Annotated in this window: 14 protein-coding genes; 8 read left to right on the forward strand and 6 right to left on the reverse strand. The window is 50.3% G+C overall.

Annotation, left to right across the window (positions count from 1 at the left end; all coding sequences use genetic code 11):
• The 3 genes from amrS to sppA form a co-directional block, all read left to right on the forward strand.
• Positions 1 to 1029, forward strand: a 1029-nt coding sequence (gene amrS, locus HW443_RS06025) for an AmmeMemoRadiSam system radical SAM enzyme (protein WP_176237983.1), incomplete at its 5' end; no start/stop codon positions are given.
• Positions 1030 to 1076: 47 nt separating this feature from the next.
• The gene (locus tag HW443_RS06030; protein ID WP_176231168.1) at positions 1077 to 1682 is read left to right on the forward strand and encodes a Yip1 family protein; all 606 of its coding nucleotides are present in this window, start codon (positions 1077 to 1079) and stop codon (positions 1680 to 1682) included.
• A 205-nt stretch (positions 1683 to 1887) separates the two neighbouring features.
• On the forward strand, positions 1888 to 2808 hold the full coding sequence (gene sppA / locus HW443_RS06035) for a signal peptide peptidase SppA (RefSeq protein ID WP_176231169.1): 921 nt from the start codon (positions 1888 to 1890) through the stop codon (positions 2806 to 2808).
• Here the strand turns inward: sppA and HW443_RS06040 are convergent.
• From HW443_RS06040 to HW443_RS06050, 3 genes are all read right to left on the reverse strand, one after another.
• A complete protein-coding gene (locus HW443_RS06040; protein ID WP_176231170.1) occupies positions 2805 to 3167 on the reverse strand; it encodes a hypothetical protein in 363 nt (120 codons plus the stop codon). The genes sppA and HW443_RS06040 overlap by 4 nt on opposite strands.
• The gene (locus tag HW443_RS06045) at positions 3164 to 3757 is read right to left on the reverse strand and encodes a SagB/ThcOx family dehydrogenase (protein WP_176231180.1); all 594 of its coding nucleotides are present in this window, start codon (positions 3755 to 3757) and stop codon (positions 3164 to 3166) included. Before HW443_RS06045 ends, HW443_RS06040 begins: the two co-directional genes overlap by 4 nt.
• A 346-nt stretch (positions 3758 to 4103) precedes the next feature.
• Positions 4104 to 5021: a branched-chain amino acid transaminase gene (locus tag HW443_RS06050; protein WP_176231171.1), complete on the reverse strand. Its 918-nt coding sequence runs from the start codon at positions 5019 to 5021 to the stop codon at positions 4104 to 4106.
• Between the two features lie 518 nt (positions 5022 to 5539).
• Between HW443_RS06050 and HW443_RS06055 the strand changes: the two genes are divergently transcribed.
• Both HW443_RS06055 and HW443_RS06060 read left to right on the forward strand, forming a co-directional pair.
• Positions 5540 to 6259: a radical SAM protein gene (locus tag HW443_RS06055; protein ID WP_258190463.1), complete on the forward strand. Its 720-nt coding sequence runs from the start codon at positions 5540 to 5542 to the stop codon at positions 6257 to 6259.
• A gap of 539 nt (positions 6260 to 6798) precedes the next feature.
• The gene (locus HW443_RS06060; protein ID WP_176231173.1) at positions 6799 to 8025 is read left to right on the forward strand and encodes a hypothetical protein; all 1227 of its coding nucleotides are present in this window, start codon (positions 6799 to 6801) and stop codon (positions 8023 to 8025) included.
• Positions 8026 to 8376: 351 nt separating this feature from the next.
• On the opposite strand, the gene HW443_RS06065 is transcribed toward HW443_RS06060, so the two are convergent.
• Positions 8377 to 9564 carry an endonuclease Q family protein gene (locus tag HW443_RS06065; RefSeq protein WP_176231174.1) on the reverse strand — a complete coding sequence of 396 codons (1188 nt, stop codon included), beginning with the start codon at positions 9562 to 9564 and terminating at the stop codon, positions 8377 to 8379.
• 30 nt (positions 9565 to 9594) lie between these two features.
• Between HW443_RS06065 and HW443_RS06070 the strand changes: the two genes are divergently transcribed.
• The 3 genes from HW443_RS06070 (at position 9595) to HW443_RS06080 (ending at position 12468) form a co-directional block, all read left to right on the forward strand.
• Positions 9595 to 10266, forward strand: a complete 672-nt coding sequence (locus HW443_RS06070) for a response regulator transcription factor (RefSeq protein ID WP_176231175.1) — start codon at positions 9595 to 9597, stop codon at positions 10264 to 10266.
• Complete coding sequence (locus tag HW443_RS06075) at positions 10232 to 11683, forward strand: sensor histidine kinase (RefSeq protein ID WP_176237984.1); 1452 nt, start codon at positions 10232 to 10234, stop codon at positions 11681 to 11683. The genes HW443_RS06070 and HW443_RS06075 overlap by 35 nt, the downstream gene beginning before the upstream one ends.
• Before the next feature lie 122 nt (positions 11684 to 11805).
• Positions 11806 to 12468 (forward strand): class I SAM-dependent methyltransferase, encoded by a 663-nt coding sequence (locus HW443_RS06080; protein ID WP_176231181.1) that lies wholly within the window; start codon positions 11806 to 11808, stop codon positions 12466 to 12468.
• Here the strand turns inward: HW443_RS06080 and HW443_RS06085 are convergent.
• Complete coding sequence (locus HW443_RS06085) at positions 12443 to 12859, reverse strand: type II toxin-antitoxin system VapC family toxin (protein WP_176231177.1); 417 nt, start codon at positions 12857 to 12859, stop codon at positions 12443 to 12445. The genes HW443_RS06080 and HW443_RS06085 overlap by 26 nt on opposite strands.
• Positions 12856 to 13119 (reverse strand): type II toxin-antitoxin system HicB family antitoxin, encoded by a 264-nt coding sequence (locus tag HW443_RS06090; protein WP_176226060.1) that lies wholly within the window; start codon positions 13117 to 13119, stop codon positions 12856 to 12858. The genes HW443_RS06085 and HW443_RS06090 overlap by 4 nt, the downstream gene beginning before the upstream one ends.
• Between the last annotated feature and the right edge of the window lie 128 nt (positions 13120 to 13247).

Here is a 13247-nt window from a genome sequence, read left to right on the forward strand (position 1 = left end):
CCTTCCTTCGACCAGCAGGCACTCACCGAGGCGAGATACTACGTGAAGATGGAGGGAGAGACAATTCAGTGTCAGCTTTGCTTCAGGAGATGCACGATCTCGGAAGGACAGCGGGGTTACTGCACAGTTAGAGCAAATAAGGGTGGCACACTATATACCCTGGTTTATGCTATGCCGGCAGCCAGACAAGTCGACCCAGTGGAGAAGGAACCGCTACTCCACTTTTTCCCCGGAACTATGACGCTTTGCTTTGGCACTGCTGGCTGCAATTTCAAGTGCAGTTTCTGCCACAATTGGCACCTGGCGGCAAGAACTCCGGAAGAAGTGGCAGCAACCCCTCTATCTGCTGAAGAAGCGGTAAACAAAGCTCTGGAGCTTGGTGTTCAGTCTATATCATTTACTTATAATGAGCCAACTGTATTTTATGAGTGGGCATATGATGTGGCCAAACTGGCTCAAGAGAGGGGGCTTAGGACCTATTTCCATACCAACGGGGCCATAAACCCAGAACCTTTACGGGCACTGCTTAAGCGCCTGGACGCCGTTGCCGTTGACCTCAAGGCCTTTACGGCCGAGTTCTATCAGGTAACCTCCTTCTCCGAGCTAGAGCCAGTGCTCACCACTTTGAAAATCATAAAGGAAGAAGGAGTTTGGTTTGAGATCACGAACCTGGTTATCCCTACCCTCAACGACGATATGGGAAAGATAAGGGAGATGTGCATCTGGGTTAGAGATAACCTGGGAAAAGATGTTCCCCTGCATTTCAGCCGCTTTTTCCCCGCCTATAAGCTGACCAGGCTCCCACCCACCCCTATTGAAACTTTAGAGCAGGCCAGGGCCATTGCCCTTGAGGTAGGACTGGAGTATGTTACCATTGGCAATGTTCCTGGACATGAAGCCAATAGCACCTTCTGTCCTAACTGTGGTGAGACCTTAATCAAGCGGGTTCATTTTAGCGTGCTAGCCAACCATATAGAAGGGGGAAAATGTAAATTCTGCGGGCATCCCATCCCAGGGGTGTGGATGTGAAGAGGATATTTTGAAATCATTGTGGGAATCATCTAAAGGAGGGCGATATGCAAAAAGGTATTCTCGAGATCTCAATGGGTGTACTGACCAGACCAACTTCTACTATTAGGAGCATATGCCAGGAGCGACCTATTGGTTGGGCGATAGTGGTCTACCTGGTGGTCAGCCTGGTGGCCGCTCTGGCCTCTATAGGGTTAGGAGACTTAGAGTTCCCTGAAGGAGGGGGATTGTCGCCTGCCTTCCTTGCTGGAATTAGCATTCTTTTGATAATAGGATTTCCCATCATCAGTCTCTTGACGCTGGCAGTGTTGACGGCCATCTGGCACGCCGTCGCCTCGCTGCTGGGTGGCAAGGGAAGCTATGGTGGGCTTTTTTCTGGCTTTGCCTTTGCTAACCTGCCGGCTATTTTTACTGCTCCTCTGGCGGTCATAGGGTTATTACCTGGAATTATCGGCGTCCTGCTCGTTGGTCTGGGATCTATTGGACTTGGCTTGTGGTCATTAGCGCTAAGCATTGTAGCGGTAAGAGAAAACTACGCGGTCTCCACAGGACGAGCCATTTTGATCTATTTATTGCCGACCGCAATTTTGCTGGTACTTTTGGGTTTGCTGGTAGCAGTGGTGGCGCTCCCCATAGTCGGCGGGCTACTCTAAGGGGATACCCTGCATCATGAGATGTAAGCGTTCGGCTATGTTGCTGGGCCTGCCGCAGGCAGACAGATCAGCTTTCAGCAATTAGAGAATGAACTCTTGATGAGCCGGCCTGCGTCTGGCTATATTGTTTCCACAAACCTCCGAGGGGCTGAGCAGCACGGTTCTCGGGGAAAGGTCAGAAAAACTAAGGAGGAGGCAATTTGTCATGAGTAGAAACAAGATTATTGCTATTATTGTCGTTGGGGTAATTGTGGTATCTCTCATAGTCTTAGTCTGGGTTGGTTTAAGCCAGATGATCGCCCCCCGGTATGGCGCAAATATTGGGATTATCACCTTGACCGGTCCTATTGAAGAAGAGGAGGGTGGCCTGCTAGCTCCATATGGCATCACCCCTGAGCTGGTACGAGGGTTACTTGAGCGCGTGGAGGGAGATGGGCGCCTTAAGGCAGTGGTGTTGCGGATAAATAGCCCCGGGGGAGCAGTAGCCGCCTCTCAGGAGATAGGCAACATGATAAAGGAATTCGAAAAACCTGTGGTAGTCTCTATGGCTGACATAGTTGCCTCCGGTGGATATTACATTTCTGCCCACGCCGACAGGATCGTAGCTCAACCTGGAACCCTCACCGGCAGTATTGGCGTCATCTGGATGCACACCAATCTGGATGGGCTATTCGAGAAGCTGGGTATTGAGGTGGAGACTATCACCTCGGGCGAGCACAAGGATATGTTTATTGACCCGCTGACTCCTGAGCGACGGCAAATCTTTCAGCGGCTCTCGGATGAGGCCTATGACCAGTTTATTCAGACTGTAGCCGAGGGGCGAGATCTGGAACTCTCTAAGGTGAGAGAATTGGCAACAGGCGAGCTGTATATTGGCACGCAAGCCTTAGAATTGGGTCTGGTTGACCAGTTGGGCGGTTTGAACGAAGCGATTGAGGCTGCGGCTGAGTTAGCGGAAATAGAGGTACCGCTTACCATGGAGTTAGCTCCCCCAGTTCCCTCGCTATTGGAATTGTTTTTGGGCCAGGGGAGCATATTATGGGAGCTGGCCATTGCCAGGGTTCTGGGAGAGGAAATGGCTCTTTTGAGAACGCTACTTAATACCTATCCGATGCCTCGGTATTAGAGTAATTCCGCCTGAAGTCCCCAGACTCTCCTAACTGATGTTGGTCGAGATCGTCCAGAGGCGACGGAGTAAATGCCCAAGGCCAAAGCTAGGATGACCATAGAAGAAACCAGAAATTCAAGTGCAACATCCTTTCCAGTTCTCCAGGCAACAGCCCAGGGTTTAAGCAAAAGGATTGCTGCGATCAGGTTTAGCAGGCCAGCGCCTGCTGCTATTTCAAAGGGTTGAAGATGGTGCACCAGCAGGTAGGTGAAGAGAATTCCCCCCGCCACACACCCTGTAGCCTCCGAGATATAGATCTTTCCTACCTGGGTCGCTGCTGTCCTTGCTGGGGAGTGTTCGCAAGGCCATGTCTTCACTTTCTTCCCACCGGCATTATGTAGAGTGGCTGCTCGTCTTGGGGCAGGTTCAGGATTTCCTTAACCTGGTCATCGCGGAATGCCCCAATGACCACCGTGCCCAGGCCCAGGGCAACAGCTTGTAGGTGGACGTTTTGTCCGACATGCCCTACTTCCATGTGCACATATCTTATACCTCTGTCTCCATACCGTCGGGTGGTTCGCTCATAAATGGCGGTGAATACGATGTTTATGGCGCCCTCCCTAACCCAGTTCTGTCCCAGGGCAGCAGCGGCTAGCTCTGTCCTCAAATCTCCATCCAGAACCTTCACCAGCTCATGCTTCGGCAGGTGATAACGATAAACACCCTCGGCAAGATTTTCCACATCTCCAACCACGACATAGGTCTCCAGCGGGTAAGTGGCTCCCGCCGAGGGAGCTGTTCTTAATCCTCGTGGGTCGGTGATTCCTTGAGCCGCCCATAGCAGCTGTGAAACTTCTTGAAGAGTGAGAGGTTCACCCGTATAATCCCTGACCGATCTCCTCTTCAGGAGGGTTTCTTCGATAGAGATACCACTATCGTGCCTTGGCTCCAGAAGCTTTGCTTCCATCTCAGGCGTTACCGGCAGGGGTGTTGGTTCCTTTGCACAGGCGGCGAGGAAGCTGGCTACGGTAGGCAGCGAAATCCCCAATAATGTTGCTCTTCTGAGGAATTCCTTGCGCGAGATAGTACCCTTCTTGAGAAAATTGATAAACAAAAACTCTTCACCTTTCATTTAGGACTCTCCTCCTTAGGTTGAATCAATCGTTACGAGTTATTGAAAGCCGCCATGGAGACATTATCTTACGGTTTTTCGGGGCTCAACCCGGCACAATAATCTAAACATCCTGATTTGGCGGGGCTCTCGCGAGTCGGAGTTCATCAGCTATCAAGGACAACGAGCTCTGACCGCGTGGCTATACCTCTGTAAGCCACTCCCTATATTTCTCCATCTCCCCTCGGACCACTTTAAAGTAGAGGTCAGATAGTTGTCTGGTGATGGGCCCAATCTCCCCCTGTCCGATCTTTCTTCTGTCCACTTCGCCTATGGGAGATATCTGAGCTCCAGTGCCGGTAAAGAAGAGCTCATCAGCTGTATAGAGCTCGGTCCGGTCGATTTTTCTCTCTACCACTTCCAGGCCCAGGTCTTCTCGGGCCATCTGAATAACAGTTCTTCTGGTTATCCCTTCCAGAATTTCGTCAGTGGTGGGAGTAGTAAAAAGGACACCCCTTTTGGCCAGAAAAAGGTTCATGGCGCTTCCTTCGGAGACATGGCCGTCCGAAGTAAGCACTATAGCTTCATCAAAGCCATTAAGCAGGGCTTCGGTCTTCTGGAGAGCGGAATTTACATAAGAACCGGCGATCTTGCCCCGGGGTGGAAGAGCATTGTCGCTGAGCCTGCACCAGGAGGAGACGCAAACCTTTATGGCTCTAGACGTATCCAGGTAGTCCCCCATGGGGACCGTGTATAAGAAAAAGTCATGTTCGTAGCCAACCAACTTGGGTCCTATGGATGTGCTGCTGACATAGGCAAAGGGTCTGATGTAGACGTCCTGGCGGTAATCTTCTTTCCTCAAAAGCTCCAGAGTGATAGACATCAGTTCATCCAGGGAATAGCCGGGATCTATCATCAGAATCTTGCAATTTTCCAGCATGCGGAGGTAGTGGTCCTTCATCTTGAAGACGTAGATCTTCTGCCGCTGCTCATTCCAGTAGCCCCTTATGCCCTCAAATATGGCCGTGCCGTACTGAAGGGCATTGGTCCTGATATCTATCTTGGCTTGCTCGATGGGTACAATTCTACCTTCCAGGAAGGCGTATTCAGGCTTCGGCATAGTGCCCCTCCCTAATCTGTCATATTCCTGAGATCTTAAAAAGGTGACTCTAATTCTAAACTAATGCAGCTTCACTTTCAATCTAAAGTGACTCGTGATAAGATAACCATAGTCCTGAACTAGCTCTCACTCTCAGCGGTTGTAAATCTGATTTTCGCAGCCACCCTGATTACATAAAGATAAAAGATATTAACCCTACAACGTCATTTACCTGAATACATACAATATGTTGTGGTTCAATTAAAGAAATTACCCTACATATTGAATCAAGATTCTTAAGTATCGCTGTAGAGTTAAGCCTTATCCCATATGGAAGCATCCTACTTAAAAACCTACAGAGCGGGAGAACTTTCTGAGAGGATAAAGCAGAGCAGAGCTGGGCTCTGCTGGAAAGCTGCTGCCTCTGCCCTCGCAACTGTGCGGTTAACCGTCTGGAGGACAAAAGAAGCGTCTGCCGTACCGGCCGAAAAGCAGTGGTCTCCAGCTACGGACCTCACTTTGGAGAGGAGCCTCCTTTGGTGGGAAGGCGAGGTTCGGGAACCATCTTTTTTACCTGGTGTAACCTGCGGTGTCAGTATTGTCAGAATTACTCCATCAGCCAGTTGGGAGAAGGAGAGGAAGTAGAGGACGAGAAGCTGGCCCAGATGATGCTCTCTCTGCAGGCTATGGGGTGTCACAACATCAATTTTGTCTCGCCTACTCACGTGGTGCCCCAAATTCTTTCCGCTCTGAGTATAGCTATAAAGGGCGGCTTCAGAATGCCTCTGGTCTACAATACCGGAGGCTATGATTCTGTGGAGACCCTTCAGCTTCTGGACGGGATCTTTGATATTTATATGCCAGATATGAAGTATAGCGATGAGAAAGTGGCCCGGGAACTTTCGGGAATCAAAAACTACCCCCAGGTAAACCAGGATGCCGTCAAAGAGATGCATCGGCAAGCAGGAGATCTGGTTGTGGATGAACATGGAGTGGCTCAAAGAGGGATCATCCTCCGTCACCTGGTACTGCCTCAGGGCCTGGCTGGCAGCGAGGAGACCTTCAGATTTCTGGCCCAGGAGATCTCTAAAGACACTTATCTGAACATCATGGATCAATACCATCCTTGCTACAAAGCTTATGATCATCCGCAGCTTGGGTGCCGTATTACCGGTGAGGAGTACCAGGAGGCTATCCAGCTTGCTTTGCATTACGGCCTGAGGCGGCTGGATGCCAGAAGGGCCTGGGTATTACCGTGAGATTTTGAAGTCTTGAGGCTAAAGAAACTTGCTTATTAGGGATAAGTTTTCCCCAGGTCAACCTTAGACCTCAGGATCAGAAGAACTATCTACTCGCTCGCACGGATAAGAAAGAGAAATTGTAATCGTCCCATAATCGGTGGGCACCGGTTTCAATAACGACTGAAGCGATATTTCATGTTCGTTGATTAGGACTCTTCTCTCACTCAGCTCGGATGACTCAAAACTCCTATCGATTTTGGAACGGTTACCAGGAATTGTTGAGCTTGTCAGAGAGTCTCCTTATGCCTACAATAAAAACCTGTTTTACAGTTACTTTCTTTACAGTTACCTGGAAAATAGGTTCGCCATTTTCATGGTTCACGGGTGATGGCTCCATCATGGCGAATTACTTTCTGAAGTAGAGGTTCAGGTTGTCCAAAAGAAGAGTTGTAAAATCTACCGCATCTATCAAATCCCCCAAGCCTACCCAAAAGCAACCTCTATCGAAGAGTCCCCAAGGCCCAGAAGGCCGGCCTGGTTTCGATGAGAGTGCACTTATGGTCCGAGTTATGGCAGAGACAAGGGAGCGAATCGAAGCGGCCCTCTTCAGTGCAGATGCCAGGGATCATACTGATCTTCCCAGGTTGATTGATGAGATTCACAATTTGCCTCCCCAGGCCTCCCGGGAGATGATCCACCAGCTTGGTCGAGAAGCAGGAGATAAAATCCTGGTTTTGCTGAGCTTGATAACAAAAAGTAGAGATACTGATTTAGCCTTAGTGGCGGTGGAGACTATGGCCTCCATCAAATCGCTTGAGTCAGCTCTGGCTCTCCAAGAGATAATAAAGACAGCTTCCGACAAAAAGCTAAGAAAGGAAGCCAAAAGATCCCTTTACCGAATGAAAATGGCTGGGGTGGAGGTGGAAGAGCTAACTGAGGAGGAAACTCCCTCCCCGGAGAGAGAGCTTATGCCCCGACCTCGTCAAGCCCTGGTTAGTCACATTGATGGAGCTGGCGGAAGATTGATATGGATAGTTATGGAAAGGCCTCTGGGAGCCCTTAGTCTGGTTGCATTGAGAATTGCCGATACCGAGGGCATCAAGGAATGCCTGGGCGTCAACCTGGGTAAGAAAAGGCTCAAGCAGGAACTGGAGAGGATAAGGAAGATGGAAGACCTTACTGTTGTAGAAGTTCCGGCAACCTACGGCCAGCTTCTGGTGAGGGAGGCCTATCAGAGGAACCTGAAGGCGGGAATTGAGCCACCTTTGGAGTATAAGAAGTGGCAGAAGGCCGTGGAAGAGGGGGAGATCTCCGACACCTCTCCTCTCATATATCGGGAGCTACAACAGGAAGAGGTGAGATTTAAAGCAGCATTACTTCTGGAATTTGTCGACTTTCTAAGCTTGCCGGAGTTTTCCAGTTGGTTCTTTGAGTTAGACTCCGTGGCAACTTATGCTCTGGAGTTATTGGAAGCTCGCCAGAGTAAGATAATTCTGAGTGACTGGGCCAGGAGGGAGAGGGAGGCCAGGATTATAGGCAAGGCCGTGGAAGGTCTTTTCTCGGGCGATTACCCCTTCCTTTTCAAGAGAAGGTTGGAAGAGATGGCCTATATTTTATGGAAGACCGACCGCCGGGAGGAGGCAAAGAAAGCACTAGCCGCAGCCCTGGCCCTGGGCGAAGATGGCGACCAATCCTTAAGGGAGCACCCCCTTATCTCAGCCATGGTCCTTAGAAGTCTTAATCTGGCTATCCAGACAATTGTAGCCGGTAGCAGCAAGATGTAAGCTCAGACCAAAGGATATTTAAGCTTACCCGGCATACGTGGTTTAGTAGCAATGCCTTTGCTGATCGGAATTGCCTGCGAGGGTAACAACTTGATTAAGTTTTCCTTTTGGCGGATAGACCTCTGGTCTCCTCGAGGGAACTGAGTAATCGTCCCATAACATACTGATCGGTGGGCACCGGTTTCAATAACAATTGAAGTGCTCATTTATGTCCATTGACCAGTACTTTTGTCTTACTTACCGTAGATGGTCAAAAATTCCCACCGATGTTGGGAGAGTCACGGAACTGAAAGCTTGTTGACAGATCATCAATTTTCATCTTTCTCTGCCATGGTCAGGCTCTCCCAGTCTCTACAATAAGCTCAGCTGTTCCCCGTTGGTGGGACCTTCAGGGATTCTTTCCTCTTGGCCAAAAATACGGATCTTTCCAGAAACGCCGTCATACCCTGGCTCGATGTGGAGCTGGCCTTTTCGGACCCGATCTACTCCTTCGCCGATTTGGGGATCCACGTCTTTGATCTCATCTATAGGAGTGTTTAGCAGCACCTCAAACTCACTGCCAAACCGGGCAATGAGTCTCTGGTAATAAGTCTCTACCGTCTTGGTGGTCTGTCCCACATCCAGGCTCTCAGCGATTATCTCTTCCAGGGGGACCAGGCTTTTGAAGGGGGAGGATCGTTCGGGTACAAAGCCTTCTGGGCGATCGGCTAACTGTTCCACCCGGTTCATGACTCCAATGGTCAATCTTCGCCCACAAACCGGACAGATCTCTCCCTTGCTTAGAGTTTCCCGAGGACCCTGGTGAATGCCACAAAGACGATGGCCGTCGTAGTGATATTTGCCTTCCTGAGGGAAAAACTCAATGGTATATAAAAGCTTATCCGTCCTTCTTCCCCTCATAGCTTCTATGAGGCTGGTATAGTTCAATTCGGTGTCGAAGACGGCGGCTTCGCGGCCGATCTTGCGGGGGGAGTGGGAGTCGGAGCAGGAGATTATGGCTACCTGATCCAGGCCAGAGATCCGCCAGTTCATGGCCGGGTCAGAGGAGAGTCCTGTCTCTATAGCTTGAATATAAGGTCTCATATCGCCAAAACATTCTTCCAGAGAGTCGAATCCTGATTTTGTCCCGAAGACAGAGTACCAGGGTGTCCAGGCGTGGGCCGGCACAATGAAGGACTGGGGAGAAGCGTCCATCACCAGCTCTACCAGATCCCGGGCCGAGAGGCCGACTATAGGACGGCCATCACTTCGCAGCCTGGCTCCCCGGGAGAGAAGCTTCTTGTTTATCCTTTCCACAGCCTCAAAGCTGGGAGCAAAGATGAGGTTATGGATTCTCCGGGGCTTGTTGGATTGAGTGTAGATACTGTTTACTTCTCCGGTGAGGATGAAATGGGTCTCACCGCAGCTAAAAAGGCCATTGTCGGTGGGCTTAAGTTTCTCTTTTAGCTCTGCCAGCCAAAGGGGGTGAGTGAAGTCGCCGGTTCCCATAAGCTTAATGCCTTTGATTGTGGCCCACCTGGCCAGGTTATCTATGTCCATGTCTGGACTCACCGCCCGGGAATATCGGGAATGGATATAGTCAAATCCTATCTGGAGAAGAACAACTTTGCCGTCCGCACCGCCACAGATGGCAACGAAGCTCTTGTAGAGGTCCAGCGTTTTAATCCCAATCTGGTTATCCTTGATCTGAACCTGCCCGGTCTTAACGGGGAAGAAGTCTGCCAGAGAATTCGCAAGAGGTCCAATGTCCCCATCCTCATGCTGACGGCCAAGACAGATGAGGTAGACCGGATCATCGGACTGGAGATCGGGGCTGACGATTATGTGACCAAACCCTTCAGCCCCCGAGAGCTAGTGGCCAGGGTCAGGGCTATCCTCAGACGGGTAAATCTTCAATTTGAGGAAGAAGGTCCCTCTGAGCTCGTTTTTAGGGATCTGAAAATAGATTTGGTCAGACATCAGGTGGTAAAGGGTGGCCAGATTGTTGAACTCACGCCTTCCGAGTTTAGACTCCTCATCTTTATGGCCAGGCACCCCGGCCGGGTCTACCGCCGGTCTCAGCTCTTGGAAGAGGTAGTGGGAAGCAGCTTTGAGGCCTATGACCGGGTCATTGACGCTCATGTCAAGAATTTACGTAAAAAAATAGAAGATGACCCCGAAAACCCCTGTTATGTTCTGACCGTTTGGGGCCTGGGTTACAAGTTCAATGAAAATGCCCTTTCTGAGAACTCTCAACCCTAAGCTTCTGGTCTCTTTCCTGGTGGTTGTCCTGGTCACCGTGGGTCTGACCAGCCTTGCTCTGGGTTTTATTACTGGCAGCCAGTTCTCCAGCTATCTCAGAAGAGGTGCCGAGGTCAGGAGCCAGAGCCTGGCTACCTTTCTGGTGGATAGCTATCTGAAAAACGGAAACTGGCAGGAGGTCCAGGAAGTGATCTCTGGCCTTACCACTATGATGGGCGACCACATAGTTGTGGTGGACCGCAGCAATACCGTGGTTGCCAGCTCTTCCGAGGAACTGGTGGGTCAAAAAATAGAAGAGCCCCAGGTCTGGACGGCCAGAATTCCCCTTCTCACCGATCAGGGCAAACAGATCGGGACTCTATATCTGACGGGTGGACGTATGCCAGGCCATCGCCGGATGATGGAGATGATGGGGGGTGGAACGGGAGGAATGATGGCTCAGGGTGGACCTATGTCTTCTCCTATTACCGTAGTGGACCCTTCTTCCGCCGGCCTGGAAAAGCAGTTTCTGGATTCTATAAGGAACTCTATAACCATTGTGGCTCTGATCAGCCTGGCCCTTGCCATTGTTATCAGCCTCTATCTGGCCCGCAGCATCACCAGGCCCCTCCAGGATATGATCAGAGTGACCAGAAGCATCTCAGAAGGGGATTTGAGCCAGCGGGTTCGGGCAGATTCGCAAGACGAACTGGGAGCTCTGGCCCAGTCTTTCAACATTATGGCCGATGATCTGGCCAAACAGGAGAAGATGCGCCGGGATCTGGTGGCCGACATAGCTCACGAATTCAGAACCCCCCTCACCACTATTCGAGGCTATGTAGAGTCGATATTAGATGGGGTGAAGAAACCGGACCAGGATATCCTGGGCAGAATAGAGGCTGAGACCGAACGTCTCACCACCCTCATAAGCGACCTCCAGGAGTTGTCCAGAGCAGAGTCTGGCAAGCTAAGTCTGGAAAAGAAACCGGTGGATCTTAACGTTCTGGTGGAAGAAGTTTTTCCCAAGTTCGAAAAGGAGATAGCTGAAAAAGAGATCCAGGTAGAGACAGATCTAGATAGGGGCCTTCCTCTGGCCCTGGTGGATGAGAGAAGAATAGGGCAGGTTTTGGAAAACATTCTTAATAACGGTATAAAGTATAATTACCAGAAAGGCCGAGTGAGAGTGAACACCAGAGAGGAAGGGGAAGGAGTCAGGCTAACTATTGCCGATACTGGTCAGGGGATATCTCCTCAGGACCTCCCTTACATATTTGAGAGATTCTATCGGGGCGACAAGTCCCGCAGCCGGCATACGGGTGGTACGGGCATAGGTCTGAGTATCGCCAGGAACCTGGTAGAGGCTCACTGGGGGACCATAAGTGTTCAGAGCCAACCGGGGCAAGGGAGTACGTTTTCTGTCTGGCTACCTTTGCGATAGAATGCTATAATACCTAAAAAGGCCTATTTGCGATAGAACGCCGTGACCACATAAAAAGGCTTGTTCTTTTTAGCAGTCATCTTGTAGGATGAGACGGAGTGCATATTTTCTGCGGTGGTATGATGAACCGGGAGAGAAGCTCAAGTCAGAGGGAGATAAGTGAAGTAGAGACCAGAAAGACCAGGTCCCGCTACGACCGTATCTCCCCGGTATATGATCTGTTTGAATCTCTGGCCGAGAGATCTAAAATTTCCAGTTGGAGAAGATTGCTCTTCCAGCAGGTGGAAGGGCCCACCATGCTGGAGGTGGGGGTGGGCACGGGCAAGAATTTTCCTTACTACCCTCCAGGGCTGGAAGTAACGGCCATTGATCTGAGCGAAGGGATGCTCTCCAGAGCCAGGAAAAAGTTAGCCAACTACCCTTCTGCCCGAATTAATCTGAGGATTATGGATGTCCAGAAATTGGACCTGGAAGAGGGTTCGTTTGACACTGCCGTGGCCACCTTCGTCTTTTGTTCAGTACCTGACCCGGTTCTGGGTCTGAGAGAGGTAAGGAGAGTTCTCAAGCCAGAAGGAAAGCTTCTTCTTCTGGAGCATGTGCTGAGCGAAAGGCCCGTTCTGCGCTTTCTGATGAAGCTTATGAGTCCAATCACAGTGAGAATCACTGGAGCGAACATCAATCGTGTTACAGTGAGGAATATTCAAAAGGCGGGCTTTCGGATCGAAGAGGAAAAGAATCTCTGGTTGGATATAGTAAAGCTTATTGTGGCCAGGTCAGAGCAGTAGACATAGGTCTTTGGTAAGGGTGGGGCAGGTGAGCTATTATTCTCTTTTGAATTGGATAGGTCACACCAGTGTAGGAACGACATAACCGGGCTGCAGTACGAGTTCCCTCTCCGTTGAGATGGACCACTCTTAGCTCCAGCTCCCGCAGATCCATCAGTTTTTGCTCGATTTGTTCCGCTGTGAAGTACTGGTACTTCCATGGAGAATTGCCAAGCTCAAAGAGACAGAGAGGAGGGACGGTGGCCAGGATTGTTTCCCCATGGGCGTCGTAGATAGCCTGTGCCTCAGGGAGTAATCCTTCATTTTCGGTCTTAAACCATTTGACAATCACAGAAGCATCTATCACGAGTAGGGGTAGCTCAATCTCTTCAAGAAGATGAGTCCCGTTCACTGTTGCTCCCTTGTCTCTCTTAGGCTGGCCTGAGCATTCCAGAGCTCTGTCCGTGCTTCTTCGGCCGTGCGGCGAAGGCGAGATAGAATTTCTCTTTTTTTCTGTCGAAAGAGAGCTTTCTTCTGTTCTATATGGGCCATCTGGATTACGTGGGCAGCTCCCAGTTGAAGAGCTTTACTGCGCGACAGCCCCAGAGTCCTGGCCGCATCATCCACTTTTCTGAGCTGATCCTCAGGTAGATATACATTAACTTTGGGCATTAGCACCATCTTTCTGGAAAAGTTATAGCGTGCAACTGCTTCTAATTGTAACCCCATCAGGCAAATAAATCAACCATAATTGCCATGATGGGGCCATCACCCGTGAACTATGAAAATATCAAGCATTT

The organism is Candidatus Hakubella thermalkaliphila (assembly GCF_013281975.1).
Taxonomy (GTDB): Bacteria; Actinomycetota; Humimicrobiia; order Hakubellales; family Hakubellaceae; genus Hakubella; species Hakubella thermalkaliphila.

Coding starts and splice junctions, on each gene's coding strand:
- HW443_RS06030 (WP_176231168.1), top strand. CDS start 1,077: ATGCAAAAAGGTATTCTCGAGATCTCAATGGGTGTACTGACCAGACCA.
- sppA (WP_176231169.1), top strand. CDS start 1,888: ATGAGTAGAAACAAGATTATTGCTATTATTGTCGTTGGGGTAATTGTG.
- HW443_RS06045 (WP_176231180.1), bottom strand. CDS start 3,757: ATGGAAGCAAAGCTTCTGGAGCCAAGGCACGATAGTGGTATCTCTATC.
- HW443_RS06050 (WP_176231171.1), bottom strand. CDS start 5,021: ATGCCGAAGCCTGAATACGCCTTCCTGGAAGGTAGAATTGTACCCATC.
- HW443_RS06060 (WP_176231173.1), top strand. CDS start 6,799: ATGGTCCGAGTTATGGCAGAGACAAGGGAGCGAATCGAAGCGGCCCTC.
- HW443_RS06065 (WP_176231174.1), bottom strand. CDS start 9,564: ATGGACATAGATAACCTGGCCAGGTGGGCCACAATCAAAGGCATTAAG.
- HW443_RS06070 (WP_176231175.1), top strand. CDS start 9,595: ATGGATATAGTCAAATCCTATCTGGAGAAGAACAACTTTGCCGTCCGC.
- HW443_RS06075 (WP_176237984.1), top strand. CDS start 10,232: ATGAAAATGCCCTTTCTGAGAACTCTCAACCCTAAGCTTCTGGTCTCT.
- HW443_RS06080 (WP_176231181.1), top strand. CDS start 11,806: ATGAACCGGGAGAGAAGCTCAAGTCAGAGGGAGATAAGTGAAGTAGAG.
- HW443_RS06090 (WP_176226060.1), bottom strand. CDS start 13,119: ATGCCCAAAGTTAATGTATATCTACCTGAGGATCAGCTCAGAAAAGTG.